This is a genomic window from Nonomuraea sp. NPDC004186 (assembly GCF_053603495.1).
Genome location: NZ_JBSGFQ010000089.1, coordinates 15,941 through 42,938 on the forward strand (window position 1 = coordinate 15,941; position 26,998 = coordinate 42,938).

Below are 26,998 nucleotides of genomic sequence, written 5' to 3' on the forward strand. Positions count from 1 at the left end.
CCTCGCCCGTCGCGGAAATCCTATAGTCAGGGAGAGGTCTGCCAAAGAATCCGTGACACGTCCGGTTTCGGGGCGACTCCGCGCAGCGACAGCCAGGCCAGGCCGTGGCGGGCGGCGTAGGCGGCCAGGGTCCGGGCGTCGACCTCGTTCAGATCGCCCTCGCCCACCAGCACCGGGGTGAGCGCGATGTGCGGCCACGCCTCCTCGGGGTCGTCCAGGCCCTGGGCCCGCGCGATCTGGTCCCTGGCCGCCAGCACGGCCTCCGCCACCCGGCGCAGGCGGCCGTCAGGGGCGCCCCGCGGTTCGATGTCGGCCAGCAGGTTGACGGTGCCGATCTCGGCGCCCGCCTGGCGGGTGGCCCGCAGCATCGCCACGTCGCCGGAGCCCAGCCCGTCCGACTTCAGCGGCAGCGTGAAGCTGACCTGGAGCGGCCGCTCGCGCTGCATGGCGTAGATGGCCCGCGCCCGGCGCAGCACGGCGGCCTGATCCCGGCTGTCGCTGACCTCGAAGTCGATGGTGTCGGCGTCGAACGCCCCGACCACCCTGCGGTAGGCGGCCGCGAGCCCGCCCGGCCTGGTGCAGGTGTCGGCCAGCTCCCGCCCCTCCGGGCCGCCGAACACGGGCGCGGCGTCGCCGCCCAGCGCCCTGAGCCGGCCGATCCGGTTGGCCACGGGGTTCTTGCCGGGATCGAGCGGGTCGGACTGGGACGGGCCATTCCATTTGGGCGCGCAGCCGTCGTCGCCCGAGACGAGGTGGCCGAGCGCGTACCGGCGCACACCGGTGCGCCGGGTCTCCTTGGTCAGGTCGAACTCGGGCTCCCGCGCGGTGTCGACGAACTCCACGAACGCCGCCTGCGGCTCCACCGCCACCGGCGGCGAGACGGCAGGGGTGTGCCTCACCACCGGCGGCCTCGGCGCGAGCGTGGCCCCCGCGGGAAGCATGCGCACGATCGCTCCGGTGGCGGCGGTGAGAGCGAGGGCCCCGAGGATCGCGAGCGGGCGCGGGAGCATGCCCGGCTCCCTCTTGTGCCGCGGCATAGGCCACCTCACGTGGTCATTCGGCTACTCTCCGGCGCTGACTCGAACGGTAGCAAGCGCGCGAGCCGCTGTGCGGTCCTTTTCCGGCACGCGTCCGTTGTGTGCGGATAATGTCGTCATGAAGCTGCGGATCTTCACCGAGCCCCAGCAGGGCGCGACATATGACGACCTGCTCACCGTCGCCCAGGCCACCGAGCGACTGGGTTTTGACGCTTTCTTCCGTTCCGACCACTACATGCGCATCGGCCCCGGCGACCCGGGGGTCGGCTCGACCGACGCGTGGATCACGCTGGCCGGCCTGGCCAGGGAGACCTCGAGGATCCGGCTGGGCACCCTGGTGACGCCGGCCACGTTCCGGCTGCCCGGGCCGCTGGCGATCAGCGTCGCGCAGATCGACCAGATGAGCGGCGGCCGGGTCGAGCTCGGCTTCGGCACGGGCTGGTTCGACACCGAGCACGCGGCGTACGGCATCCCGTTCCCGCCGCAGAACGAGCGGTTCGGGCGGTTCGAGGAGCAGCTCGAGATCATCACGGGCCTGTGGACCGCGGAGAAGAGCTTCTCGTTCGAGGGCAGCTACTACCGGGTGGCCGACTCGCCCGCGCTGCCCAAGCCGGTCCAGCGGCCCAGGCCGCCGATCATCATCGGCGGGTTCGGCGCCAAGCGCACGCCGAGGCTGGCGGCTGCCTACGCCGACGAGTACAACCTCCCGTTCCACACCCTGGCCGACACGGAGCAGGCGTTCGCGCGGGTGCGCGCGGCCTGCGAGACGACCGGGCGCGAACTGACGTACTCGGTGGCGCAGACGACCGTCGTGGGCGCGGATCGGGCGGAGGTCGAGCGGCGCGCGGCCGCCATCGGCGAGAACCCCGAGACCCTGCCCGTGGGCGGCCTGTGCGGCACCCCGGCCGAGATCGTGGAGAAGATCGGCAAGTTCGCCGAGCTGGGCGCCGAGACGGTCTACCTCCAGATCATGGACCTGAACGACCTCGACCACCTGGAGCTGATCGCCGCTGAGGTGCTTCCGCACGTGTAAGTAATCATTGGCGGCGCTTCGTGGCGGTACGGCAGACTTGGGGCGTGCTGCTGACGATCACGACCACCGCGAGGCCCGCCACTGACCTGGGTTTCCTCCTGCACAAGCATCCCGGGCGCGTGCAGGAGTTCGGCCGGTCGTTCGGCACGGCGACGGTGTTCTACCCCGAGGCCGAGGAGGAGCGCTGCACGGCGGCGCTCCTGCTCGAAGTCGATCCGATCGCGCTGGTCAGGTCGCGCGGCAAGAGCTCGCCCGACTTCAGCCTTTCGCAGTACGTCAACGACCGCCCCTACGCGGCCTCCTCGCTGCTGGCCGTGGCGCTGGCCGACGTGTTCCGGACGGCGCGGGCGGGCCGGTGCGCGGCCAGGCCCGAGCTGGCGGGCACGCCGCTGCCGCTGGAGCTGCGGCTGCCCGCGCTGCCCTGCCGGGGCGGCCCCGAGCTGGCCACCAGGCTCTTCGAGCCGCTCGGGTGGGAGGTGGACGCGCAGGCTCTGCCGCTCGACGAGGGCTTCCCCGAGTGGGGTGATTCGCGCTATGTCCGGCTCACCCTGCGCGGCACGGCGCGCCTCGCCGACGCGCTCAACCACCTGTACGTGCTGCTGCCGGTGCTCGACGACGGCAAGCACTACTGGATCGCGCCCGACGAGGTCGACAAGCTGATCAGGGCGGGCGAGGGCTGGCTGGCCGGGCACCCGGAGCGGGGCCTGATCACCCGGCGCTACCTGGGGCGGCGCTGGGCGCTGGCCCGCACCGCGCTGGCGCGCCTGGCCGAGCTGGGCGACGAGACAGAGGAGGAGCTGGAGCCCGCGGTCGAGGAGGACGCGCCCGCCGGGGAGACCGCCGCCGACGAGGCGGCCGCCGCGGAGGCCGAGGCCCAGGGCGACGCTCCCCAGGAGGAGGCCGCCCAAGATGAGGCCACCCAGCAGGCGCCCAAGGCGAAGCCGCTGAACCTCCGGCGGCGCGAGGCGGTGCTGGCCAAGCTGGAGGAGCTCGGCGCGGTCAGCGTGATCGACCTGGGCTGCGGCCAGGGCGAGCTGGTCGGCGCGCTGCTGGCCAGGCCCAGGTTCGCCAGGGTCGGCGGCATGGACGTCTCGTCGATGGCGCTCACCATCGCCGCCCGCAAGCTGCGGCTGGACCGCATGCCCGACAGCAAGCGCGGCAGGCTCACCCTGTTCCAGGGCGCGCTCACGTACACCGACAAGCGGCTGTCCGGCTACGACGCCGCGGTGCTCATGGAGGTGATCGAGCACGTCGACCCGCCGCGCCTGACCGCGCTCGAACGTGTCGTGTTCGGCCGCGCCCGGCCCCAGCACGTGCTCGTCACCACCCCCAACGTCGAGCACAACGTCCGCTACGAGTTCCTGACCGGCCTGCGCCACCCCGACCACCGCTTCGAGTGGACCCGCGCCGAGTTCGCCGCCTGGGCCACCAGGGTCGCCGGCGAGTACGGCTACCAGGTCGCTTTCGCGCCGGTCGGCGACGATGACCCCGAGGTCGGCCCGCCGACCCAGATGGGAGTGTTCACCCGTGATCAGCGTTCCTGAGCTCTCGCTGGTGGTGCTCGTCGGCGTCTCGGGCAGCGGCAAGTCGACGTTCGCCAGGAAGCACTTCAAGCCCACGCAGGTCATCTCCTCCGACTTCTGCCGCGGCCTGGTCTCCGACGACGAGAACGACCAGTCGGCCACGCCCGCGGCGTTCGACCTGCTGCACCACATCGTCGGCGTACGGCTGGCCAGGGGCCTGTTCACCGTGGTCGACGCCACCAACGTCCAGTACGCGGCCCGTAGGAGCCTCCTCGACCTGGCCAGGAAGTACGACGTGCTGTGCGACGCGATCGTGCTCGACGCGCCCGAGGAGGTGGCCATCGAGCGCAACGCCGCCCGGCCCGACCGCGACTTCGGCCCCGGCGTGGTCATCCGCCAGCGCAAGGAGCTGCGGCGCTCGCTGAGCAAGATCTCCAACGACGGGTTCCGGCGGGTCCACGTGCTGCGCGGCCTCGACGAGATCGACGACGCGGAGATCACGTACGAGAGGGCCTGGTCCGACAGGACCGAGCTGACCGGCCCCTTCGACATCATCGGCGACGTGCACGGCTGCCGCTCGGAGCTGGAGACGCTGCTGCGCAGGCTCGGCTGGGAGGGGCTCACGCACCCGGAGGGGCGCACGGCCGTGTTCGTCGGCGACCTGGTCGACCGCGGGCCCGACACCCCCGGCGTGCTGCGCCTGGTGATGGACATGGTCGAGGCCGGCACCGCGATCTGCGTGGCCGGCAACCACGAGCAGAAGCTGGTGCGCGCGCTCAACGGCCGCAAGGTCACGGTCGCGCACGGCCTGCAGGAGTCGCTCGACCAGCTCGCGGCGCAGGAGCCCGAGTTCGTGGAGCGGGCCAGGACGTTCATGGACGGCCTGCTCAGCCACTACCGCCTCGACGGCGGCCGGCTCGTGGTCGCGCACGCGGGCCTGAAGGAGGCCTACCACGGCCGCGCCTCGGGCCGGGTGCGCGCGTTCGCCCTGTACGGCGACACGACCGGCGAGACCGACGAGTACGGCCTGCCCGTCCGCTACCCGTGGGCCGACGAGTACCGCGGCCGGGCGATGGTCGTCTACGGCCACACCCCCACGGTCCGCCCCGAGTGGGTGAACAACACGATCTGCCTCGACACCGGCTGCGTCTTCGGCGGCCACCTGACCGCGCTGCGCTACCCGGAGCGGCAGATCGTCCAGATCCCGGCCGAGAAGGTCTGGTACGAGCCGGCCAAGCCCCTCGGCACCGGCTCGGCCCGCGATCCCGGCATGCTGGACATCAACGACGTGATCGGCACCCGGCACGTCGAGACCAGGTTCGGCACCAGGGTCAAGGTCCTGGAGGAGAACGCGGCCGCGGCCCTGGAGGTCATGAGCCGGTTCGCGGTGGACCCGCGCTGGCTGGTCTACCTGCCGCCCACCATGGCGCCGCCGGAGACGTCCCGGCTGGACGGCTACCTCGAGCACCCGCACGAGGCGTTCGAGGAGTTCGCCGCCGCCGGGGTGCGCGAGGTCGTGTGCGAGGAGAAGCACATGGGCTCGCGGGCCGTCGCCGTGCTGGCCAGGACGCCGGAGGTGGCGGCGGCCAGGTTCGGCGTGACGGACGGCAGCACCGGCGCCGTCTACACGCGTACCGGACGGCCGTTCTTCGACGACACGGCGCCGCTGGTCGCGCGGCTGCGCGAGGCGTGCGAGCCGCTCTGGGCGGAGCTGGACTCCGACTGGGTGGTGCTCGACTGCGAGCTGCTGCCCTGGTCGGCGAAGGCCGGCGAGCTGATCCGCTCGCAGTACGCCTCCGTCGGCGCGGCCGCCCGCGCCGCGCTGCCCGAGGCGGTCGCGGCGCTGGAAGCGGCGGCCGGGCGGGGAATGGACGTGGGCGGACTGCTGACCCGCACCCGGCGCCGCTCCGACAACGCTGCCCTGTTCCGCGACGCTTATGCACGCTACTGCTGGCCGGTCGACGGCCTGGAGGGCATCCGGGTGGCGCCGTTCCAGATCCTCGCCTGCGAGGGGCGGGCCACGGCGCTGGAGCCGCACGCCTGGCACCTGTCCACGCTGGCGCTGCTCGACTCGCCGCTGATCGCCCCCACCCGGCACGTCTCCGTCACGCTCGACTCGCCCGGGTCGAGGGCTTCGGCGACCGAGTGGTGGGAGTCCCTGACGGCGGCGGGCGGCGAGGGCATGGTGGTCAAGCCCGCCGCGTACGCTCCCGGGCGGGTGCAGCCCGGGGTGAAGGTGCGCGGGCGCGAGTACCTGCGCATCATCTACGGCCCCGACTACACCGAGTCGCTCGACGTGCTGCGCCGGCGCTTCCTGGGCAAGAAGCGCTCGATGGCGCTGCGCGAGTACGCGCTGGGGCTGGAGGCGCTGTCGCGGCTGGCGGACGGCGAGGCGGCCTGGCGGGTGCACGAGCCGGTCTTCGCGGTGCTGGCCCTGGAGTCGGAGCCTGTGGATCCCCGGCTCTGACTAACGCCATGACCTGCGGGTATGTCCCCACACCACGGGGAAGGACCTGCATGGCAACGAAGTTCGCGCACCACGAGCACCTCGGCCACGTCATCTTCATCACGGCGGCCGCGGCCATCGGGGGGTTCCTGTTCGGCTACGACAGCGCCGTGATCAACGGCGCCGTCGTCGGCATCCAGAAGTACTTCCACGTGGGGCCGGTCGAGATCGGGTTCGTGGTGGCCATCGCGCTGCTCGGGTCCGCCGTGGGGGCGTGGGCGGGCGGCGGGCTGGCCGACCGGCTGGGGCGCACCAGGACGATGCAGGTGGCGGCGCTGCTGTTCGCGGTCAGCTCGATCGGTCAGATGCTGCCGTTCGCCATCTGGGACCTCGCGTTCTGGCGCGTGATCGCGGGCTTCGCGATCGGCATGGCGTCGGTGATCGGGCCCGCGTACATCGCCGAGGTGGCCCCGCCCGCCTACCGGGGACGGCTGGGCTCGTTCCAGCAGCTGGCGATCGTGCTCGGCATCGCGGTCTCGCAGCTCGTCGACTACGTGATCGTCCAGCTGGCCGGCGGCAACGTGAACAACCCCCTCTGGGGCCTGCAGGCGTGGCAGTGGATGCTGGGCGCCTGCGTCGTGCCCGCCCTGTTCTACCTGACGTTCGCGCTGATCATCCCCGAGTCGCCGCGCTACCTGATCATGTCGGGGCGCACCAGGAGGGCCCGCGAGGTGCTGTCCGAGATCGAGCCCGAGGACGTGGACATCGAGGCCCACATCGCGGAGATCCAGCACGTGCTGCGCACCCAGCGGGTGCCGGGGCTGAAGGACCTGCGCGGGCCCGCGCTCGGGCTGCTGCCGATCGTCTGGATCGGGATCGGCCTGTCGGTCTTCCAGCAGTTCGTCGGCATCAACGTGATCTTCTACTACTCGTCCGTGCTGTGGCAGTCGGTCGGCATCAACCAGAGCGCCTCGCTGCTGATCAGCTTCTCCAGCTCGATGATCAACATCGTGGGCACGTTCATCGCGATCTCGCTGGTGGACAGGATCGGGCGCAAACCGCTGCTCCTGATCGGCTCCGCGGGCATGGCGGTCTCGCTGGCCACCGCGGCGTGGGCGTTCAGCGCGGCCAGGGAGGTGGGCAAGACGGTCACGCTGCCCGACCCGCAGGGGCTGATCGCGCTCGTGGCGGCCAACGTGTTCGTGCTGTTCTTCGCCCTGTCCTGGGGCGTGGTGGTCTGGGTGCTGCTGGGGGAGATGTTCCCGAACCGCATCCGCGCCGCCGCCCTGGGCGTCTCCGCCGGGGCCCAGTGGATCGCGAACTGGGCGGTCACGGTGACGTTCCCGGCGATGGCGGCCTGGAACCTGCCGCTCACCTACGCCATGTACGCGTTCTTCGCGGTGCTGTCGTTCCTGTTCGTCGTCAGGTGGGTGCGTGAGACCAAGGGCCGCAAACTCGAAGAGATGGGCTAATCTCCGGCACGTGATCGACGACGTCCTGGCCCCCGAGCTCGACGTGCTGTTCTGCGGCATCAATCCCGGCCTCATGTCCGAGGCCACCGGCCACCACTTCGCCCGGCCCGGCAACCGCTTCTGGCCCGCGCTGCACCTGTCCGGCTTCACCCCGCGCCTGCTGGCCCCGGCCGAGCAGCACCTTCTCCCCTCGTACGGCCTGGGCATCACGAACATCGTCGCCCGCCCGAGCGCCAAGGCGTCGGAGCTGACCCGGGAGGAGCTGGTGGAGGGCGGCCTGGCCCTGACCGCGAAGGTGGCGGCCGCGACGCCGACGGTCCTCGCGGTGCTGGGGATCTCGGCGTACCGCATGGCCTTCGCCCGCCCCAAGGCCCGCATCGGCCTCCAGGAGGAGCTCGTCGGTGGGGCCAGGGTGTGGGTGCTGCCCAACCCGAGCGGGTTGAACGCCCACTGGACCCTGGCCACCATCGCCGACGAGATGGGACGGCTGCGCGGCCACTTGGCCTGATCGGCCTGCCTGGCCTACTTGGCCTACTTGGCCGCGAAGTCCTGGGTCCAGTAGATCCGGCCCTGGGAGTTCTTGGCCACGCCGACGCCGATCAGGTTGTACCGGCAGTTCATGATGTTGGCCCGGTGGCCCTCGCTGTTCATCCAGCCCTGGACCACGGAGGCCGGGGAGGGCTGGCCGAAGGCGATGTTCTCGGCGAAGGCCGTGCCTCCGCTGAAGCCGGCCCCCCGGATGCGGTCCATGAAGCTGCGGCCGTCCTTGGAGGTGTGGTCGAAGTAGCCCTGCTTCGCCATGTCGTCGGAGTGGCCGAACGCGGCGGTGCGGAGCTGCGGGTCGTGCTTGAGCGGCTGGCAGCCGCCCTTGGCCCGCTCGGCGTTGGTCAGCCTGAGGACCTCGTTCTCCTCGGCCGTGCCGACCGTCCCTCCGGACGACGGGGGCGGCGCGGTGGGCGTCGGGGTCGACGTGCCGCTGGGGCCGGGAGTGGTGGGAGTGGGCGTCGGCGTGCTGTCAGGGGTGCAGGTCAGCCGGACGGCCCGGGACTTGGCGGCGCCGCCGCGATAGTCGGTCGCGACCGCGTAATAGGTGCCCGGTTTGCAGGCGAGTGTCAAGGTGATGCGGCCGTCCTTGGAGGCCCCGCTCTTGACGACGGGGTCGGGACCCGGGACGGCGCGCTTGATGCGGATGCGCAGGAGTGCGCTGTCGTCGCAGTTGCGACGGGTGGCGAACGACTTGATCTTCAATGCGTTGGTCAGGCTGGGCTTGGCCACGTTCACGCGGCACGAGGCCTGCGCCTCGACCGAACTCTGCGCCGCGGCCTCGGCCGCACTGATCGGCGCGCAGAGCGCCGCCAGGCCGATGAGCCCGGCAAATACCCCAATGGGTCTACGCATAGGGGATTCCCTCCAGTTGCCATAGACGCTGGATGGCAAGGCATTCTGTCGGGAACGAGACCGACTTGTCACTAAATTGCGATATAAATCTCGCAACTCGGGTAAACCAGAGTGCCACCTGAGGCGTCAGTGCCCCCGCTGCCACAGGCTCGAAACTCCTGTCCCACCGGGCTTTGCACGCCCCATGGCCCCCATGGGAGCCACCTGGAGATACGCGGAGGATCGCTTGGGGGTTCACGAAGAAGCCCGCGGCGCATCGTGCGCCGCGGGCTGAGAAGGACCCGGCTCACCCGCGAGGCGGGCCGGGACGACGGATCACTGCTTGGCCAGCAGGGCCACGCACTCCACGTGGTGGGTCATCGGGAAGGCGTCGAAGGCCCGCAGGTCGGAGAGCGGGTAACCGAGCTCCGCCAGCCAGGCCAGGTCCCGCGCCAGCGTGGCCGGGTCGCAGGAGACGTACACGATCCGCTGCGCGTCCAGCGCGGCGATCCGCTCCACCACCTCGCGCCCCAGCCCGGAACGGGGCGGATCGACGACCACGAGGTCGGCGCGTTCGATCTGGAAACGGTCCAGCGCCTCCTCGACCCGTCCCCGCTCCACCCGGGCCTGCGGCAGGTCGCGGAGGTTGGCGCGGGCGTCGCGGACGGCGGCCGCCTCCGACTCCAGCCCGAACACCGCCCCCTCGGCCCCCACGGCCTCCGCCAGCCCGGCGGCGAACAGCCCCACCCCGCAGTAGAGGTCGAGCGCCCACTCCCCCGGCTCCGGCGCCGCGTAGGCCAGCACCGCGTCCAGCAGCGTCTCGGCGGCGCCCGGGTGGACCTGCCAGAAGCCGCTGCCCGCGACCCGGAAGCCGCGGTCGCCGACCTGCTCGTGCAGCACCCCCGAGCCGCGGCGCGGCACCGTACGGCCCTTGCCCTGGTCGAGGAGGATCGAGGCGGGCGCTTCGAGCTCGGGCACGGTGACGCTGCGGCGCGGCCTGGGCGAGACGACCACGGCCCGGTCGCCGGACGAGGACGCGATGACCTCGACGCCGGCCGCGCCCGGCCAGGAGTGCTGCTCCGCCCCGACCGCCTCCACCTCCGGGTGGGCGATCAGACAGGCGTCCACGACCTCGATGTCGTGCGAACGGTGCCGGCGGAAGCCCAGCTCACCGCCGGGCCGGGCGGCGAACTGGACGCGGGTGCGCCAGCCGAGCCCGTCCTTGGCGCCCGGCACTTCCTCCACCACGACCTCGCGTGACAGGCCCGCGAGCCGCTTGAGCTGCTCGGCCACGACCTGCGCCTTGAGCCGCCGCTGCGCCTCCAGCGTGGCGTGCTGCCAGTCGCACCCGCCGCACCGCCCAGGGCCGGCGTACGGGCAGGGCGGGACGACGCGGTCGGGCGAGGGCTCCAGGATCTCCACGGCGTCGGCACGCAGGAACCTGGCGGTCTCCTCGGTGACGTCGGCGATCACCCGCTCGCCTGGCAAGGCGTGGCGTACGAACACCACGCGCCCTTCGTGGCGCGCCACACACCAGCCGCCGTGCGCGACCGGACCTACCGTCAGCTCGAGAGATGCCTGTTCCACAGGGACACCCTATGCCCGAGCCTGCTCCCCATCCTTGGCGGTCTGGTCCCAGGGACGGCGCACCGCGCCCGGCGCGAACGGCTCCGGCCTGCCCTTGAGGCGATCGGAGGAGTGCAGCTGCCAGGGCACGCTCGTCACCATGACCCCCGGCTTGAACAGCAGCCGCGCCTTCAGCCTGAGCGCGCTCTGGTTGTGCAGCGCGTGCTCCCACCAGTGGCCGACCACGTACTCGGGGATGAACACGGTCACCACGTCGCGCGGCGAGCGCCGCCGCAGGGTCTTGACGTAGTCGAGGATGGGCTGCGTGATCTCGCGGTACGGCGAGTCGAGCATCTTGAGCTGCACCGGGATGCCCCGCCGCTCCCACTCCTCCTGCAGCTTGCGCGCGTCCTCGCCCTCGACGCCCACCGTGATGGCCTCCAGCGTGGACGGCCTGGTGGCGCGGGCGTAGGCCAGCGCGCGCATGGTCGGCTTGTGCAGCTTGGAGACGAGCACGATCGCGTGGTTGCGCGCGGGCAGCATGGTCGGCTCGTACTCCTCGCTGATCTCCAGCTCGGCCGCCACGTTGTCGTAGTGGCGCCTGATTCCCTTCATCATGAGGAACAGGATCGGCATCGCGATGCACACGATCCACGCCCCGACCAGGAACTTCGTCAGCAGCACGACCACCAGCACGAGACCCGTCATGATCCCGCCGAAGAAGTTGATCACGCGGGAGCGGTGCATCTGGTGGCGCACCTTGGGGTCGGTCTCGGTCTTCAGGTGGCGGGTCCAGTGAATGACCATGCCGATCTGGCTGAGCGTGAACGAGACGAAGACGCCGACGATGTAGAGGTTCAGCAGGCGGCTGACGTCGGCCTGGAAGCCCCACAGCAGCAGGCACGCGCCGAGCGCGAGGATGATGATGCCGTTGGAGAAGGCCAGCCGGTCGCCGCGGGTGTGGAGCTGGCGCGGCAGGTAACGGTCCTGCGCCAGGATGGAGCCGAGCACCGGGAAGCCGTTGAAGGCCGTGTTGGCGGCCAGGAAGAGGATCAGGGCGGTCACCGCCGAGATCACCACGAACGGCAGCGACCCACCGCCGAACACCGCGTCGGCCACCTGGGAGATGATCGGCTGCTGGTAGTAGCCGGGGCCGACGGGGGTGCCGTTGGGCAGGTGCAGGTCGGTGGCGACCACGGACGGCTCGGCGATCTTCACGCCCGACGCGAGCCCGAGCGCGATGATGCCGCCGAACATGGTGATCGCGACCAGGCCCATCATCAGCAGCGTGGTGGCGGCGTTCTTGCTCTTGGGCTTTCTGAAGGCGGGCACGCCGTTGCTGATGGCCTCGACGCCCGTCAGGGCGGCGCAGCCGGAGGAGAACGCGCGCAGGATCAGGAACGCGGCGGCGAAGGTGGTCAGGTTGGTCTGCTCGGCCTCGATGGTGAAGTGGGCGCTCGGCGCCTGGAGCTGCTCACCCAGCACCAGCAGCCGGAACCCGCCCCAGGCGATCAGGGCCAGAACGGCGATCATGAACGCGTACGTGGGAACGGCGAAGGCGGCGCCGGACTCGCGGATGCCGCGCAGGTTGATCACCGTGAGGAGGATCACGATGGCGATGGCGATGGCGGGCTTGTGCTGGCCCACGAACGGAATTGTGGCGCCGACGTAATCGACGCCGTTGGCGACGGACACCGCGACCGTGAGCACGTAGTCGACCATGAGCGCGCTGGCGACGGTGAGCCCGGCGTTCTTGCCGAGGTTGGTGGTCGCCACCTCGTAGTCCCCGCCGCCGCTCGGATAGGCGTGCACGTTCTGCCGGTACGACGCCACGACGGTGAGCATCACGACCACGACGGCGATCGCGACCCAGGGACTGTAGGTGTAGAAGGAGACTCCGGCCAACGACAGGATGACCAGAATCTCTTGGGGCGCATACGCCACAGAAGAGAGCGCGTCACTCGCGAAAACCGGCAGTGCTATCCGTTTTGGGAGGAGTTGCTCGTGAAGCTGCCCGCTACGCAGGGCGCGCCCCACGAGCAAGCGTTTGACAAGATCCGTTACCTTCGCCACGTAACGAGATGCTAGCCCCATGCCGAGGCCTTAAACGAGGCGCTCCCCCCTCGGGCCATACTGGTGTCCAGCAATGGGCCGACCGCGAAAGTGCGGGGGGAAATGCATATAGTGATCATGGGGTGTGGCCGAGTCGGTTCGACTCTCGCTCATATCCTCGAGGACAGCGGCCATTCCGTCGCCATCATCGACCGCGACCCGCAGGCGTTCCGGCGGCTTCGCGCCGGGTTCCGAGGGCGGCGGGTGACGGGCGTGGGCTTCGATCGCGACGTGCTCACCGAGGCCGGCATCGAGTCCGCCGCCGCGTACGTCGCGGTCTCCAGCGGCGACAACTCCAACATCATCTCCGCTCGCGTGGCCCGCGAGACGTTCGGCGTGGACAACGTGGTGGCCCGCATCTACGACCCCCGCCGCGCCGAGGTCTACCAGCGGCTCGGCATCCCCACGGTGGCGACCGTACGGTGGACGGCCGACCAGATCCTGCGCCGCATCCTCCCCGAGGGCGCCGAGCCGCTCTGGCGCGACCCCACGGGCACGATCATCCTGGCGGAGGTCACCGCCAACCCCGAGTGGATCGGCACCCGCGTCGTCGACCTCGAGCACCGCGTCAAGACGCGCGTGGCCTTCATCAACCGCATGGGCGAGGCCCTGACCATCACGGAGGACACCGTGGTGCAGGAGGGCGACGTGCTCCACGTCATCGCCGCGGAGAACGACATGGACCGGATCAACAAGGTGCTCGCCGCGGCACCGGAAGAGGACGAGTGATGCGCGTCGCCATCGCCGGAGCGGGCGCCGTGGGCCGCTCCATCGCGGCCGAGCTCCTGGAGAACGGCCACGAGGTCCTGCTCATCGACGTGGACCCCCGGGCCATCAAGATCGACAGCGTGCCGCGCGCCGAATGGCTCCTCGCCGACGCCTGCGAGATCGCCTCCCTCGACGAGGCCGGGCTCAACAACTGCCACGTCGTGGTCGCCTCCTCCGGCGACGACAAGGTCAACCTGGTGGTCTCCCTGCTGGCCAAGACCGAGTACGGCGTACCGCGCGTGGTGGCCCGCATCAACCACCCCAACAACGAGTGGCTCTTCAACGAGTCCTGGGGCGTCGACGTGGCCGTCTCGACCCCGCGCCTGCTGAGCGCCCTGGTGGAGGAGGCGGTCAGCGTCGGCGACCTCGTACGCCTGATGACCTTCCGCCAGGGCCAGGCCAACCTGGTGGAGCTCACGCTGGCCGAGGACGCCCCGGTCGTGGGCCAGCGGGCCGGCTCGGTGCCGTGGCCCGTGGACTCCGCCCTGGTCGCGATCCTCAGGGAGGGCCGGGTCCTGGTGCCGACGGCGGACGATCCGCTGGAGGCGGGGGACGAGCTGCTGTTCGTCGCGAACCAGGAGGTGGAGCAGGAGCTCGCCCACCTCCTCTCCCAGCACTAGCCGGTACGAACCCGGGCCCCCTGGGGGGTTCCGGGGCCGAAAGGCAAGGTCCTCGCACCGGGAGGCGCTTCGCGCCATGAGAGCCCTCGGGCTCCGCCCCTTCGACCCCGCAACGGCGCGGTCCTCGCTTGAAGGCGCGCTGCGCGCGACGAGAGCTCGGGCAGCGCCCTGTGGGGGCAGACCCCCGCACCCCCGGACGCGACCCCGATTACTCACGCATCAACGGCATGCGCCAGGGCGCAAGGTTTGTTTCGGCAGACAGGCAGCACCGCAACAGGCACGACGACCCTGTCAGAGGTTCCCGCCTCACGCCCATCGAATGCCATGCGATGCCCGTTGGCGGTGTCCATGTACTCGCGCACCCTATGGATCGGCCCGCCTCGCAATGCGAAGACGAAACAGTAGTCGTTGCGATAGGCGTGGGCGTTGGTCAGCGTAGCCGCATGGTCTCCTCCACCACGGCCATATCGCTGTTCGGCGTACAACCCGCGGAAATCAAGCGCCACATCGGCGACGAACATGCGCGGGAAGTCCACGGTGAGACAGTGGACGATGGCGTCGCTGCCCACCATGTGATTCGTCCCGCCGAGCGCCACGGCGGCAGCGTTGCCGGGCGGAGCCGGCCCTACCCCTCGTCAAGGAGGAGGGCCGCCGCTTTGGGATCCATCAGGTTGGACCACACTTGCTCAGCAGGCAGCAGGTCACGCTCAGGTAGAGCTACCTCTGGAAACCATGCTTCAGGGGGACAGCCAGGCATCCGGCTCAGGATTAGCGTGACCAGGTCGCGCGGAACGGAACCGGTGATACGGATCGCGACATAGGTTTCGTGCCCGTCCTCGGCCCTGATCAAGATGCCCAGCCTGAAGCCTGAAAAGTCGGCCGCGTGCTCATGTCCGTCACGCAGCGAGCCGCAGACCAGCTCACGAATAGTACGATTTAAGGCGCAATGCGAACCGTGTCGCACTTTCCAGGCGATACCGGTCATGATCATCGGGACCGGGCAGCAGGTGAGCACTATAGGCGTCAGTGATCAGTGGCTTGTCATGCTCCGCGTTGTAGCGGGCACGGGCGGCTCGGGTTTCGGCAGTGAGGGCGGAATAGAAGTCGTCCCCGGAACCCTCCTCACGCATTCCCCCAGCCACTAGCCATGCCTCGACGTCCGCAGAAGGCTCGTCCCTCCACACCGCTCCGCGCCATCGCTGCACCTTGACCTTGAACATCACCGTGTCGTCTATCGCACGTATCCGCTCATGAGCGATGTCAGGGTCAGCGAACTGGCGCGAGGCTTTGTCCAAGAGCGGATGCTCAACGCTCTCCAGCGGCAGGCTTGCTGGTGGAATGGGGATCCCCAGGTCATGGCGAAGGACCCGGATCGTAGGTCGGACGTGTGCCATTGTGAGGCTATTCCTCCCAGCCTCCGACGCCGCCCAGTTCCTCGATCCTCTCGGCGGAAAGCCCTGTGAGCAAGGACACGCCAGAGGCAAGAGAGCCATCGAGGACCTTCATGGACTCGATCATGCCTCGACGGATCTCCTCACGCTGCCGATCGAGATAGGCACGGACCGCGGCATCCACAAGATCCTTTTTGGTCATCCCGAGGAAGTGTGCACCTTGCGTGATGAGTTTGTCTGTTGCCAGATCGACCTTCAACGGCGCTTGCCGCTTGCCACCTGGGTTCGGCATAGCCATGGGAATCACCTGTCCCTCCGTACCAGAGTACCTCAGTACCTCAGTACCTCGACGCGGCATTCGGCCATCCCATCGGCCCAACTGATCAACTAGATCGTCTCCGGCGAGGTCACGGCTTTGCCGACTCGCGTCAGGTCCAGGCGGTACTCCAGGAATCCAGCGAGGACGCCGGGGAACTCGGGCAGGCGGCGCTATTCGCCGTAGCGGGGCGGCGGGGGTGGTCCCATGTCATGCGCCGGAAGCGACAGGACGCCGGCGACCCGCGGACCGTTTCCATCTGGCTGAACTCCCTACCGGCGCCCACCGCCGGGCTGCACGACGACGGCAAAGCCGCCCCTGGCGAGCGACGGACCGGCATCCGGGTCGATTGCACGTGACCAGCGCGGCGCCACCCCTCGCGGTCCCATCCGACTCCTCGTCACAGCTCCGAAGCGGTGGCCCCCTGCCCGGCCCTCAGGAGCCCGGGCAGGAAGCGCGTCGTGACAGAAACTCAGCCTCAGCGACGGCCGGCCCCCTGGGACGGCCCTCGATGACCCACATCTCAGGGCTGTGTTCTCCCGTTAACCCAGGGTTTCCAGCCCTCTTGGCGAATCCTTCGGTGTCATCACCATGGCGGTGCCCGACAACCAGGAACCGGCGCTCAGTCGAAGGTCACGCTGAAGCGCCTGGCGTCATCCGCGTCCATGCAGTTGAAGACGACACTCATGGGCAGCATGACGGAGCCCCTGTCCAGGCTCTCGAGGAACCGTTCGCACAGAGTGTCATCCGGCCCCCTCCAGTCGTCGTCGGCGACGGCCGGCCCCGCTGCCAGGAGCAGGGCGGCGGCGGTCGTGGCCAGGGCGGTGACGGCACGTGCGTACATTGGGGCCCCCGATTGGCTCGAAGTGATCCTTCGCCAGCCTTCGTACCCGCGCAAGTGGATCAGCTCTTCTAGGAAATGATCCGGAGATCTTTACCAGGGATCGTCAGGCGGGAGCCACCGGGGGTTTGATCGGGGTGCGGCCGCGGCCCAGGACCCAGAGCATGGCGCCGAGGGCGGCCACCTGGAGCGGCCAGCCCATGGCGATCTTGGCGACGCCGAGGGCGGCGACCGCCTCGTTGCCGCCTCCGAACCAGTAGACCGGCCCCTGCACGGCCACCCGGACCGCGCACGGCAGCAGGAGCAGCCAGGTCAGCCGCGTGCACAGCTTCACGATGCCCGGGTCCTTGTGCCAGGCGGTCGGGTCGCCCGTGACCGAGCCGATCAGGAAGCCCACCACCGGCCACCGGGTGACGATGGACAGCAGCATCGCCACCATGTAGCCGGCGTTCCACAGGATGCCGGGCAGGAAGTAGTCCTTCGCGTCGCCGGTGCGGCTGGCGAAGAACGCGCCGATCGCGATGCCGATCAGGCTGTTGATCACGAACTGCGGTGTGGACCGCTGCACGATCCTGACCAGCAGCAGCACCACCGCGATCGAGACGCTCACGATGAGCGACAGTTTCAGCTCCTCGGTGGTGACCCAGCACACCGTGAACGCGATCGTCGGGATCGCCGCCTCGATGATGCCGCGCACCCCGCCGAAGGCCTTGGCGAGCTGGGCTCGCACCGCCGCCTCAACGGTGTCGTGGGCGACCTCTTCCGCCTCAGCACTCACGTGTCAACTCCCTGGGCGCAGCTCGTAACGCGGATTGAACATCACCTTGCGTCCGTCCTGCATGCTGACCAGGCCCTCGGCCTTGACCGTGCGGCCGGGCTCGATGCCCGCGATCTTGCGGCGGCCGAGCCAGACCAGGTCGATCACGTCGGACCCGTCGTAGAGCTCGGCCTCGAGGGCGGGGGCGCCGCCCCTCGGACGGAGTGTCACCGTACGTAGCGTACCTGCCACGCAGAAGCGCCGACGGCCGCCACACGAGACGATGGGGGTCGCGCCGACCTCGTCGGCGTCTTCTCGCAGTTCTTGGGCCTCGATCTCGGACTGGGGTGAGGCCAGCCGACTGAAGAACCCGCGCAATCCCCCGCGTTTCGGAGGCTCTGCCGTACTCATGATGAATCAGCCTATGTGATGTCGGCGCGATGTCAGCCCTCAGCGAATCTCGCTGATTTCGGGTCCCCGTTTGAACGGGTTGAACCCGGGCCGATCGTCGCCCGTCTCGCCTGCTTGTTCGTTGGGGCGGCGCAGCGGGATGGGCTCCTCGCGGGCCATCGGGTCGCTGCCCCGGACCACCACGACGTCCTTGACGAAGTCGATGTACGCCGCCGCCACGGCCTCGTCCAGCGCCGCCTTGCCGGAGATCACGGCGAGCAGGAACCAGCGGGGCCCGTCGATGCCGAGATATCGGGCGGGACGGGAGCCGTCCTCGACCTTCATCTCGCCCCTCAGCTCGCTGCCGAACGGGCCCTCCCGCTCCTCCAGATGCTGCGCCTGGGCCAGGATCTTGGTCTTGACCTCGTCCCACAGGCCCGAGCTGCGCGGTGCGGCCAGGGCCTGGAGCTGCAGCGAGCTCTCCTCGTAGAGCACGACGACACCGACGTGCTGGTCTCCGACGGAGGCCAGCCGCACGTCGAAGTCGGGATTGTGCGGCAGCCGCAGGCCGCCCAGGTCGATCCTGTCGGTCTCCGGGTGGGGCTCGTCGGCGTCCCACGGGCCGGAATCTCGCGCAAGGGCGGCAGGATCCTGCTCGACGACCTGCTCCGGCTGCTCACGACGACGACGTCGGAACACGTTCCTCACTCTCCTCGCTCGCGGGCCGTCAGCGCGGCCCGATGCTCATCGTCCTGTAGATCCGAACCCGTTGGCGCCGCGCACCGAACCCGGCAGGCTCTCCACCTCGTAGAAGGCCGCGCGCTCCACCCGCTGGACCACGAGCTGGGCCACCCGGTCGCCCCGCTGGAGGCGGAACGGCTCCTTGGCATCGGTGTTGATCAGCGTCACCCTGATCTCGCCGCGGTAGCCCGCGTCGACCGTGCCCGGCGCGTTGACCAGCGTGACACCGTGCTTGGCGGCCAGCCCGGACCTCGGGTGGACGAACGCGGCGTAGCCGTCGGGCAGGGCGATCGCGACGCCCGTCCCGATGACAGCCCGCTCGCCGGGCAGCAACTCGACGTCCTCGGCCGCGTAGAGGTCGGCGCCCGCGTCTCCCGCGTGGGCGTAGGACGGCATCGGCAGCCCGGCGTCGAGCCGCTGGATGAGGACCTCTGCGTTGCTCAAGGGTTCACCTCGTAGTCCTGGGTGTTCTGTACGGTGGCGTGCTTGGCGAAGTGTCCCATGCTCACCTCGGCGAACAGCGCCGCCGCGCGGACGGGCGGACGGACCGTCGGAGGGCTGTTTCGCCCCTCAGCCTCAAGGTACGCCTTCCCGCCCGCATTGCCGTCGCACCCGGCACGCAAGTGGAGTGTCGTGCCCACGGGAGCGGAGAGGAGACAGGGAGTCACGGCTGACGAGGTTACTCGGTGTCCACCCGCCGGCCGTTCTCGCCCTGGCTTCCGGGCTCGGCGCCTCTCCCGCCGGGCTCCGCGCCGCGCGATCCGGATGCGTCGTCGCGGGGAGCGGCCCCCTCGCCGCGCGGCCGGGGAACCTCGCCGGGCCCTCCCCCGGCGTCCCCTCTGGGCCCCTTGTCCTCACCGGGACCATGGCTGGGCGGTGGCAGGGCAGGTGGTTGATGCATGAGCTCGGGCAGCGCGCGGTAGATCACCGCGGCCACCGGCACGGCGACGGCGGCCCCCGCGATGCCGGCCAGGATGCCGCCGATGGCCAGCACCAGGATGATCGCCAGCGGATGGAAGTTGAGCGCCCGGCCCACGATCAGCGGCTGGAGCACGTGATTTTCCAGCTGCTGCTCGACGATGAGGATGCCGAGGAAGATCAGCGCGTAGACGAGCCCCTTGGCGCCCAGCGTGACGAGGGTGGCGACCGTGCCGGCGAAGAAGATGCCGACGATGGGGATGAAGCTGGCGAAGAAGATCAGCACGGCCAGCGGCGCCCACAGCGGCACGCCCATGCCCGCCAGCACGATGCCCATGATCAGCCCGTGCACCGCGGCCACGGCCACGGTGCCCTGCACGTAGTGGGAGAGCGTGGCCCAGGCGGCCCGCCCGGCCCGGTCCACGCGCGGCGCGACGTTGCCGAACCCCCGCAGGACCCACGACCAGATGCGCTCGCCGTCCTTGAGCAGGAAGAACGTCACGAACAGCAGCAGCACGATGGACGCGAGCACCTCGAAGGCGACCGCCCCGGCCGTCAGCACGGTGCCGGTGATGGCCGTGCGCTGCGTGTTGACCATGGTGGCGATCTCGTCGACGTAGCTCGTGATCTGCGCCTCTTTGAGGTGCAGGGGGCCGGTGATCAGCCAGTCCTGCACCGATCGGGCCGTCGCCTGCACCTGCTGGACGAGGTTGGGGAACTCGTCGCTAGCCCGCGCCCCCACCAGCCACCCGGTGCCGGCGAGCACGGCCAGGGCCACCAGCATGGTGATCCAGGTGGCGTAGATGGGCCGCATGCCCGCCTGGCGCAGGCTGTTGGTCAGCGGGAACAGCAGCGCGGTCAGCAGCAGCGCGATCGCCACGGGCAGCGCCACGAACGTGAGCCGGGCGATGACGAGGGCGAAGAAGTAGACGACCACGCCGACGAGGATCAGGCACGCGCACCACGCGGCCATCTTGGCCAGCACGGGCGGCACGAGCTTGGTAGGGCGGTCGGGAAACACATATTCCAGACTGGCATGTCCGCGGCCCGGATGCGCGCCCATAAATCATGGGGCGGCTGACCACAGAGCGACGCTAAGGCCGCGCGACCAGCACAAGCCCACCTCGCCAAGGTCGGGCCTGTGCAAGGGATGGACGGCGTGTCACCGTCATGGTCATGAAGGCTGTGGTGGTCCTCGCCGTGCTCGCGTCGCTCTTGCCCGCCCCCGCGTACGCCTCCCGCGCCGACCTGGCGCTGGACGTGCTCTCCAGCCGCCCCGACCAGATCACCGGCGGTGACGCCCTGCTCAGGGTCCGCCACCGCGAAGGCACGCGGCTCCGGGTCACGCGCGACGGCGAGGACGTCACGGCGGCCTTCAAGCAGACCAGGGACGGCCTCACGGCCCTGGTCACCGGCCTGAGGACGGGAGCGAACACGATCGTCGCCACGGCGGGCCGGGAGCGGCGGACGCTGACGTTGCGCAACCACCCCATCGAGGGGCCGGTCTTCTCGGGTCCGCACCAGTACCCGTTCCTGTGCAAGACCGAGCGCAGCGGGCTGGGCCCGCCCGCGGCGGACAACCAGGACGGCCAGGGCATGCGCGTCGCGGGCGGCTGGAGCAGGGACTGCTTCGCGCCGGCCGTCACCGACCGCCTCTACCGGTCCACGGACGGCACGTTCAAGCCCATGCCGACGAGCGGATCTACCGGGCGGCCCGCCGACATGTCCACGACCACGCTGCCGGACGGCCGCACGGTCGACTTCGTGGTACGCAGGGAGCGCGGCGTGATCAACCGCTTCCTCTACTCCATCGCCATGGTCGAGGACGGCTGGACCGGCCGGGCGATCTACCGGTTCGACGGCGGCGTGGGGATCGGCCACGACCAGGGCACGCTCGGCGGCAACGCCCTCGACCCGTACGGGCTGGGCCAGGGCTACGCGATCATGTACTCGTCGGGCACCCGCACCTCCACCCACTACAACCTGATCCTGGGCGGCGAGACGGCCCTCATGGTCAAGGAGCGCTTCATCGAGCAGTACGGCGTCCCGCTCTACACGGTGGGCGTGGGCGGCTCGGGCGGGGCCATCCAGCAGTACATCTACGGCCAGAACCTGGGCGACCGGCTGATCGACGCCGCGATCCCGCAGTACTCCTATCCGGACATGGTCACCCAGACCATCCACGTGGGCGACTGCGAGCTGCTCGAACGCTACATGGACCGCAATCCGCGCTGGGCCCGGTGGGACGACAGGACGGCCCTCATCGGCATGAATGCCAGCGACACGGTCGCGAACCCGTACACCGGCGGACAGGGCTCCGACGAGTGCGTCAACGGCTGGCGCGGCCTGACCCCGCTGACCATGAATCCTCGGTGGACCTCGAACAACGACCCCGAGTGGCAGCGCATGGACCCGCCGGGCGTCAAGGACACCGTGCAGTGGACGCACTGGGACGACGCGCGCAACGTCTACGGCGTGGACGAGCACGGGTACGCCCGCTCGACCTGGGACAACGTGGGCGTCCAGTACGGGCTGAAGGCGCTGGCCGACGGCGTGATCACCCCGGCCGAGTTCCTGGACGTCAACGCGAAGGCGGGCTCGTGGAAGGAGGCTGCGGACATGGTCCAGGAGGGCTGCCCGTTCGTGCAGTCCGCCTGCCCGGCCGACTTCGACCCCTGGAGCGCCCGCAACGTCAACCTGGGCGACCCGGCGCCCAGGCGCGCGGGAGACCCGATCGCGATCAGGAACGTGCGGCGCAGCGGCCTGGTGTTCATGGGCGACATCGACATCCCGATCATCGACTGGCGGCACTACCTGGAGGACCGGCTCGACATGCACGACTCGCACCAGTCGTTCGCCTCCAGGCAGCGGATGCTCGACCACGACGGCCGGGCGGGCAACCAGGTCATCTGGTTCACGGACGCGCGGCCCGACGGGCCGAAGTTCGACCAGACGCCGCAGGCGCTGCAGGTGATGGACGCCTGGATGGCCAACATCCGGAAATATCCGGCGCGCGGCGTGGTCGGCAACAGGCCGCCGGAGGCGGTGGACCGCTGCTTCGCCACGGACGGCACGCAGATCGCGGCGGGCCCGCACGTCTGGGACGGCATCCTCGACCGCCGCTCCCCCGGCGCCTGCACGCAGCGCTTCCCGCTCTATTCGACGAGCCGCGTGGTGGCGGGCGGCCCGCTGGCGGGCGGCGTCTACAGGTGCCGCCTCCAACCGGTCGATCGGGCCGTCGCGAGGGGCCTGTACGGCTCCTGGCACCCGACCGAGGAGGAGCGGGCCAGGCTGAAGCAGATCTTCCCTACCGGAGTGTGCGACTACTGACGGGCAGTTCGCGCATCGAGCGCAGGGGCGAGGTGGCCAGCGGCAGGAACGCCAGGCAGGCCCCGGCAGCCGCGACCAGGAGCGTGTTCCGCACCCCGATCGCCCCGCCCAGCGCGCCACCGATCAGCCCGCCCAGCGGCAGCGTGCCCCACACCAGGAAGCGCATGGTGGCGTTCACCCGCCCGAGCAGCGGCTCGGGCGTGATGGCCTGGCGGAAGCTGAGCTGCGTGACGTTGTAGATCACCACTCCCGCCCCGACGCAGAACTCGTAGGCCACGAACAGCCCCAGCCGCCAGTCGGCCGCCATCCACGGCAGCACGAACGTCAGCGGCGCGGGCACGGCTATGCCCAGCCACATCGCCGGCCCCTGCCCGAGCCGCCTGACGACCCGGGCGTTGACCAGCGCGCCGACGATCCCGCCGAGGCCGCCCGAGGCCATGAGCAGCCCGATGGTGCCCGCGTCCAGGCCGAGCTCCCTGGCCAGGAGGAGCAGGAACATGGGCTGGGCCACGGAGACGAAGAAGTTCGCGGTGGCGGTGCAGCCGGCGATGCGGCGCAGCAGCCGGTGCCCGAGCACGAATCGCACGCCTTCGGCGATCTCCTGGCCCAGGTTGGCCCGGCCGGGCTCCGGACGGGCCTCGTGCCTGCGGATCGTACCCAGGCACAGCGCCGACCAGGCGAACCCGGCCACCGTGGCGACCAGCGCGAACGGCGCGGTGAGGAGGTGGATCAGGTAGCCGCCCCCGCTCGGCCCGCCGACCTGCGCCACCGTGCGGACGATCTCCAGCGTGGAGTTGCCCTCGACGAGCCGCTCGCGTTCGACCAGGCAGGGCAGGTAGCTCTGGTACGCGACGTCGAAGAACACGGTGAACACACCCAGCACCAGCGCCACCGCGTACAGCTGGTGGATCGTCAGCACGTCCAGCCACCACGCGACCGGCACGGACGCGAGCGCCAGCGCCCTCGCCCAATCGCTGACCACCATGACCACGCGCTTGCGCAGCCGGTCGACGAGGGCGCCGGCGGGGAGCCCGATCACCACGAACGCCAGCGTCTGGCATGCCGCCAGCAGGCCCACCTCGAACGCGGAGGCCCGCAGCGCCGACACGGCCACCAGCGGCAGCGCCAGCACCAGGAGCTGGCTGCCCGCCTGGCTGGCGACGTCGGCGAGGAACAACCGGCGGAAGTCGTGATCGCGTAACAGGCTCACCCGTCAGAGCATCCCTGACCGATTGAGAAAAATCAACCGGTTATAGGGTGGCGGTCCATGGGCACCCAACGCCGCCCCGCCACCGAGGCCGAGGCCCGCGCGCTGGCCTCGGCCGTACGGCTGCGCATCCTGCGGCTCTGTCTCGACCAGGCGCTCACCAACAAAGAGATCGCCGGCCGCCTCGACGCCAACCCCGCCACCACCCTCCACCACGTGCGCAAGCTCGTGGAGACGGGTTTCCTGTCCGCCGAGCCCAGCCGGCCGGGGCCGCGCGGCTCCACGGAGATCCCCTACCGGGCCACCGGCAAGTCGTGGGAGATGGACGTCCGCGAGAGCGGCGTGGGCGGGGGCAGCGCGGCGATGCTCGACGCGTTCCTGCAGGAGAGCAGGCTCATCGACATCGAGCGGGCCGACCTCGTCAGGCTGGGGCTCAGGCTCACCCCCGACGGGCACGCGGAACTGCGCAGGCGGCTGGAGGAACTGTTCGACGAGTTTCGCGGGCGGCAGGCGCCGCCGGACGGGCAGGCGTACTCGATCTTCCTGGCCATGCACCGCGACGTCACCCGGGACCCCTGAGGACCCCTGGACGCACGGACGCCGGGCGCCCCGCAGAGGGGGCGGCCCGGCGTCCTGCCATCCGGACGTCAGCCCAGGTGGACCTCGACTTTCAGCTCGTCACCATACTCCAAGACGAACTCCTCCACAGTGCCTGCGGCACAAAGGTCGTCCTGAGCTTGGCGGACAAGCCCGACTTCGGGCGCCCAAACGGTCAGCCTGGAGACCTCGGCCCGCATCGACTGCTTGGCCTCGGACTTGGCCTTGCGCACCTGGCCGAGCACCTCGGACGCCACGGCCAGCACGGCCGGGTCGCCGGCCCCGCGCGGGAGAGCGGGCCACGGGGCCCGGTGCACCGACCCCTCGCGCCACCACGACCACACCTCTTCGGTCACGAAGGGCAGGAACGGCGCGAACAGCCGCAGCAGCACGTCGAGCGCCTGCCGCAGCGCCGCGTGGGCGGAGGCGGCGGCCGGACCGGACTCGTAGGCCCTGGCCTTGACCAGCTCCAGGTAGTCGTCGCAGAACGCCCAGAAGAAGCGCTCCACGGCCTCCAGAGCCCTGGTGTGGTCGTAGGCCTCGAACGCCTGGCCGGCCTCGCGCACGGCGTCGGACAGGCCCGCGAGCATCGACAGGTCGAGCGGCTCGGTGACCGTGTTTGATCCTGGCCCGTCGTTCACAGCCAGGCCGAGGACGAACTTGGACGCGTTGAGGATCTTGATCGCGAGCCGCCGCCCGATCTTGAGCTGCCCGGCGTCGAACGCGGTGTCCACGCCGTAGCGGCCGTTGGCCGCCCAGTAGCGCACCGCGTCGGAGCCGTGCTGCTTCAGCAGGTCGAGCGGGGTGACCACGTTGCCCTTGGACTTGGACATCTTCTTGCGGTCGGGGTCGAGGATCCAGCCCGAGATCGCGACGTCGCTCCACGGCAGCCGGCCGAACTCGTAGTGCGACCTGACCACGGTCGAGAACAGCCAGGTGCGGATGATCTCGTGCGCCTGCGGCCGCAGGTCGGCCGGGTAGACCCGCTTGAACAGGTCGTCGTCGGTCTCCCAGCGGCCCGCGATCTGCGGCGTCAGCGACGAGGTGGCCCAGGTGTCCATCACGTCGGGGTCGGCCATGAACCCGCCGGGCACGCCGCGCTGGTCCTCGGTGTAGCCGGGCGGCACGTCGGAGGACGGGTCGACCGGCAGCATGTCCTCCGTGGGCACGATCGGCGCGTCGTGGACGGGCTGCCCCGACTCGTCGATCGGATACCACACCGGGAACGGCACGCCGAAGAAGCGCTGGCGCGAGATCAGCCAGTCGCTGGTGAGCCCCTCGACCCAGTTGTCGTAGCGCACGCGCATGTGCGGCGGGTGCCACGTCAGCTCGCGCCCGCGCCCCAGCAGCCGATCACGCAGCTCCTCGTCGCGCCCGCCGTTGCGGATGTACCACTGGCGGGTGGTGACGATCTCGAGCGGCCGGTCGCCCTTCTCGTAGAACTTGACCGTGCGCGAGACGGGCCTCGGCTCGCCCTCGAGGTCGCCGGACTCCCGCAGCAGCTCCACGATCCGCTCGCGGGCGCTGTGCACGGTCTTGCCGGCCAGCTCCTTGTACGGCTCCGCCTCCACGCCCTCCGGCGGCTCGGCCAGCAGCCGCCCGTCCCAGCCGATGATCGGCCGGGTCTCCAGGTGCAGCTCCCGCCACCAGGTGACGTCGGTGATGTCGCCGAACGTGCAGATCATGGCGATGCCGGTGCCCTTGTCGGGCTCGGCCAGCCGGTGGGCCAGCACCGGCACCTCCACCCCGAACAGCGGCGTCAGCACCGACGTGCCGAACAGCGGCTGGTAGCGCTCGTCGTCGGGGTGGGCGACCAGCGCCACGCACGCCGGGATCAGCTCGGGCCTGGTCGTCTCGATGAAGACCGGGCCCTTCTCGCCGTAGAACGAGATCTTGTGGAACGCGCCGGGCCACTCCCGGTCCTCCAGCTCGGCCTGGGCGACGGCGGTGCGGAAGGTGACGTCCCACAACGTCGGCGCCTCGGCGAGGTAGGCCTCGCCACGCAGCAGGTTGCGCAGGAAGGCGCGCTGCGAGACCGCCTGCGCCTCGTCGCTGATCGTGGTGTAGAGCAGCGACCAGTCGACCGACAGGCCGACCCGCCGCCAGACCTCCTCGAACGCCTGCTCGTCGAGGGCGGTCAGCTTGTGGCACAGCTCCACGAAGTTACGCCGCGAGATGGCGATCTCACGTTTGCCGGGCTTGTCCGGTGGCACGAAGTCAGGGTCATAGGGCAGCGACGGGTCGCAGCGCACGCCGTAGACGTTCTGCACCCGGCGCTCGGTGGGCAGGCCGTTGTCGTCCCAGCCGATCGGGTAGAACACCGACTTGCCGATCATCCGCTGGTAGCGGGCCATGATGTCGGTGTGGGTGAAGGAGAAGACATGACCGACGTGCAGCGAGCCGGACACGGTCGGCGGCGGCGTGTCGATGGCATAAACCTGCTCGCGCGGCGCGGACCGGTCGAAACGGTAGGTGCCCTCGTCCTCCCAGCGAGCTACCCATACCTGCTCCAAGCCGTCGAGGGTCGGCTTTTCCGGCATGGATGCATGGCGTAGT

At 70.3% G+C, this 26,998-nt stretch carries 25 protein-coding genes; 9 read left to right on the plus strand and 16 right to left on the minus strand.

Going from position 1 to position 26,998, the window contains the following annotated elements:
• Positions 1-26 precede the first annotated feature (26 nt).
• The gene (locus tag ACWEPL_RS47175; RefSeq protein WP_363965907.1) at positions 27-1,010 is read right to left on the minus strand and encodes a glycoside hydrolase family 18 protein; all 984 of its coding nucleotides are present in this window, start codon (positions 1,008-1,010) and stop codon (positions 27-29) included.
• A 145-nt stretch (positions 1,011-1,155) separates the two neighbouring features.
• Between ACWEPL_RS47175 and ACWEPL_RS47180 the strand changes: the two genes are divergently transcribed.
• The 5 genes from ACWEPL_RS47180 to mug are packed head-to-tail and all read left to right on the plus strand — an operon-like array spanning position 1,156 to position 8,019.
• Positions 1,156-2,070: an LLM class F420-dependent oxidoreductase gene (locus tag ACWEPL_RS47180; protein ID WP_452440107.1), complete on the plus strand. Its 915-nt coding sequence runs from the start codon at positions 1,156-1,158 to the stop codon at positions 2,068-2,070.
• Between the two features lie 44 nt (positions 2,071-2,114).
• Positions 2,115-3,614, plus strand: coding sequence for a 3' terminal RNA ribose 2'-O-methyltransferase Hen1 (locus ACWEPL_RS47185; RefSeq protein ID WP_363965909.1), 1,500 nt, complete (start codon positions 2,115-2,117; stop codon positions 3,612-3,614).
• Positions 3,553-6,060: a polynucleotide kinase-phosphatase gene (locus ACWEPL_RS47190; protein WP_452440108.1), complete on the plus strand. Its 2,508-nt coding sequence runs from the start codon at positions 3,553-3,555 to the stop codon at positions 6,058-6,060. The genes ACWEPL_RS47185 and ACWEPL_RS47190 overlap by 62 nt, the downstream gene beginning before the upstream one ends.
• Positions 6,061-6,110: 50 nt before the next feature.
• Entirely contained in the window at positions 6,111-7,511 is a 1,401-nt protein-coding gene (locus tag ACWEPL_RS47195; RefSeq protein WP_452440109.1) for a sugar porter family MFS transporter, read from the plus strand.
• Between the two features lie 10 nt (positions 7,512-7,521).
• Entirely contained in the window at positions 7,522-8,019 is a 498-nt protein-coding gene (mug, locus tag ACWEPL_RS47200) for a G/U mismatch-specific DNA glycosylase (protein WP_363965914.1), read from the plus strand.
• A gap of 23 nt (positions 8,020-8,042) precedes the next feature.
• Here the strand turns inward: mug and ACWEPL_RS47205 are convergent, their stop codons facing one another.
• The 3 genes from ACWEPL_RS47205 to ACWEPL_RS47215 form a co-directional block, all read right to left on the minus strand.
• Complete coding sequence (locus tag ACWEPL_RS47205; protein ID WP_363965916.1) at positions 8,043-8,909, minus strand: CAP domain-containing protein; 867 nt, start codon at positions 8,907-8,909, stop codon at positions 8,043-8,045.
• A 315-nt stretch (positions 8,910-9,224) separates the two neighbouring features.
• Complete coding sequence (locus ACWEPL_RS47210) at positions 9,225-10,475, minus strand: class I SAM-dependent RNA methyltransferase (protein ID WP_397365106.1); 1,251 nt, start codon at positions 10,473-10,475, stop codon at positions 9,225-9,227.
• 9 nt (positions 10,476-10,484) lie between these two features.
• Complete coding sequence (locus ACWEPL_RS47215) at positions 10,485-12,359, minus strand: APC family permease (RefSeq protein ID WP_452440110.1); 1,875 nt, start codon at positions 12,357-12,359, stop codon at positions 10,485-10,487.
• Between the two features lie 270 nt (positions 12,360-12,629).
• Here ACWEPL_RS47215 and ACWEPL_RS47220 point away from each other — a divergent pair, with 270 nt between their 5' ends.
• Together ACWEPL_RS47220 and ACWEPL_RS47225 are read left to right on the plus strand one after the other, a co-directional pair.
• Entirely contained in the window at positions 12,630-13,295 is a 666-nt protein-coding gene (locus tag ACWEPL_RS47220) for a potassium channel family protein (RefSeq protein WP_350722857.1), read from the plus strand.
• Positions 13,295-13,954, plus strand: coding sequence for a potassium channel family protein (locus ACWEPL_RS47225; protein WP_350722859.1), 660 nt, complete (start codon positions 13,295-13,297; stop codon positions 13,952-13,954). The genes ACWEPL_RS47220 and ACWEPL_RS47225 overlap by 1 nt, the downstream gene beginning before the upstream one ends.
• A gap of 212 nt (positions 13,955-14,166) precedes the next feature.
• Here ACWEPL_RS47225 and ACWEPL_RS47230 read toward each other — a convergent pair whose 3' ends face one another.
• The 10 genes from ACWEPL_RS47230 to ACWEPL_RS47275 all read right to left on the minus strand — a co-directional run bounded on the left by ACWEPL_RS47230 (position 14,167) and on the right by ACWEPL_RS47275 (position 20,329).
• A complete protein-coding gene (locus ACWEPL_RS47230; RefSeq protein ID WP_452440111.1) occupies positions 14,167-14,550 on the minus strand; it encodes a hypothetical protein in 384 nt (127 codons plus the stop codon).
• Between the two features lie 29 nt (positions 14,551-14,579).
• A complete protein-coding gene (locus ACWEPL_RS47235; protein ID WP_452440112.1) occupies positions 14,580-14,939 on the minus strand; it encodes a hypothetical protein in 360 nt (119 codons plus the stop codon).
• Between the two features lie 416 nt (positions 14,940-15,355).
• On the minus strand, positions 15,356-15,643 hold the full coding sequence (locus tag ACWEPL_RS47240; protein WP_452440113.1) for a hypothetical protein: 288 nt from the start codon (positions 15,641-15,643) through the stop codon (positions 15,356-15,358).
• 640 nt (positions 15,644-16,283) lie between these two features.
• Entirely contained in the window at positions 16,284-16,505 is a 222-nt protein-coding gene (locus ACWEPL_RS47245; protein ID WP_355194388.1) for a hypothetical protein, read from the minus strand.
• A 103-nt stretch (positions 16,506-16,608) separates the two neighbouring features.
• A complete protein-coding gene (locus tag ACWEPL_RS47250) occupies positions 16,609-17,280 on the minus strand; it encodes a DUF3159 domain-containing protein (RefSeq protein ID WP_318786963.1) in 672 nt (223 codons plus the stop codon).
• 3 nt (positions 17,281-17,283) lie between these two features.
• On the minus strand, positions 17,284-17,490 hold the full coding sequence (locus ACWEPL_RS47255; protein ID WP_225289212.1) for an OB-fold nucleic acid binding domain-containing protein: 207 nt from the start codon (positions 17,488-17,490) through the stop codon (positions 17,284-17,286).
• 219 nt (positions 17,491-17,709) lie between these two features.
• Positions 17,710-18,348 (minus strand): DUF3710 domain-containing protein, encoded by a 639-nt coding sequence (locus ACWEPL_RS47260; RefSeq protein ID WP_363965930.1) that lies wholly within the window; start codon positions 18,346-18,348, stop codon positions 17,710-17,712.
• Positions 18,349-18,393: 45 nt separating this feature from the next.
• A complete protein-coding gene (gene dut / locus ACWEPL_RS47265; RefSeq protein ID WP_363965932.1) occupies positions 18,394-18,834 on the minus strand; it encodes a dUTP diphosphatase in 441 nt (146 codons plus the stop codon).
• The gene (locus ACWEPL_RS47270) at positions 18,831-19,058 is read right to left on the minus strand and encodes a hypothetical protein (protein WP_452440115.1); all 228 of its coding nucleotides are present in this window, start codon (positions 19,056-19,058) and stop codon (positions 18,831-18,833) included. The genes dut and ACWEPL_RS47270 overlap by 4 nt, the downstream gene beginning before the upstream one ends.
• An 11-nt stretch (positions 19,059-19,069) precedes the next feature.
• Positions 19,070-20,329, minus strand: a complete 1,260-nt coding sequence (locus ACWEPL_RS47275) for an AI-2E family transporter (RefSeq protein WP_452440116.1) — start codon at positions 20,327-20,329, stop codon at positions 19,070-19,072.
• Positions 20,330-20,484: 155 nt separating this feature from the next.
• Here ACWEPL_RS47275 and ACWEPL_RS47280 point away from each other — a divergent pair, with 155 nt between their 5' ends.
• On the plus strand, positions 20,485-22,638 hold the full coding sequence (locus ACWEPL_RS47280) for a DUF6351 family protein (RefSeq protein ID WP_452440117.1): 2,154 nt from the start codon (positions 20,485-20,487) through the stop codon (positions 22,636-22,638).
• Here the strand turns inward: ACWEPL_RS47280 and ACWEPL_RS47285 are convergent.
• On the minus strand, positions 22,616-23,848 hold the full coding sequence (locus tag ACWEPL_RS47285; protein ID WP_452440118.1) for an MFS transporter: 1,233 nt from the start codon (positions 23,846-23,848) through the stop codon (positions 22,616-22,618). The two genes, ACWEPL_RS47280 and ACWEPL_RS47285, sit on opposite strands and share 23 nt — an antisense overlap.
• Positions 23,849-23,905: 57 nt before the next feature.
• Here ACWEPL_RS47285 and ACWEPL_RS47290 point away from each other — a divergent pair, with 57 nt between their 5' ends.
• Positions 23,906-24,424 carry an ArsR/SmtB family transcription factor gene (locus ACWEPL_RS47290; protein WP_452440119.1) on the plus strand — a complete coding sequence of 173 codons (519 nt, stop codon included), beginning with the start codon at positions 23,906-23,908 and terminating at the stop codon, positions 24,422-24,424.
• A 68-nt stretch (positions 24,425-24,492) separates the two neighbouring features.
• Here ACWEPL_RS47290 and valS read toward each other — a convergent pair whose 3' ends face one another.
• Positions 24,493-26,982: a valine--tRNA ligase gene (gene valS, locus ACWEPL_RS47295; RefSeq protein WP_363965943.1), complete on the minus strand. Its 2,490-nt coding sequence runs from the start codon at positions 26,980-26,982 to the stop codon at positions 24,493-24,495.
• Positions 26,983-26,998: the final 16 nt, after the last annotated feature.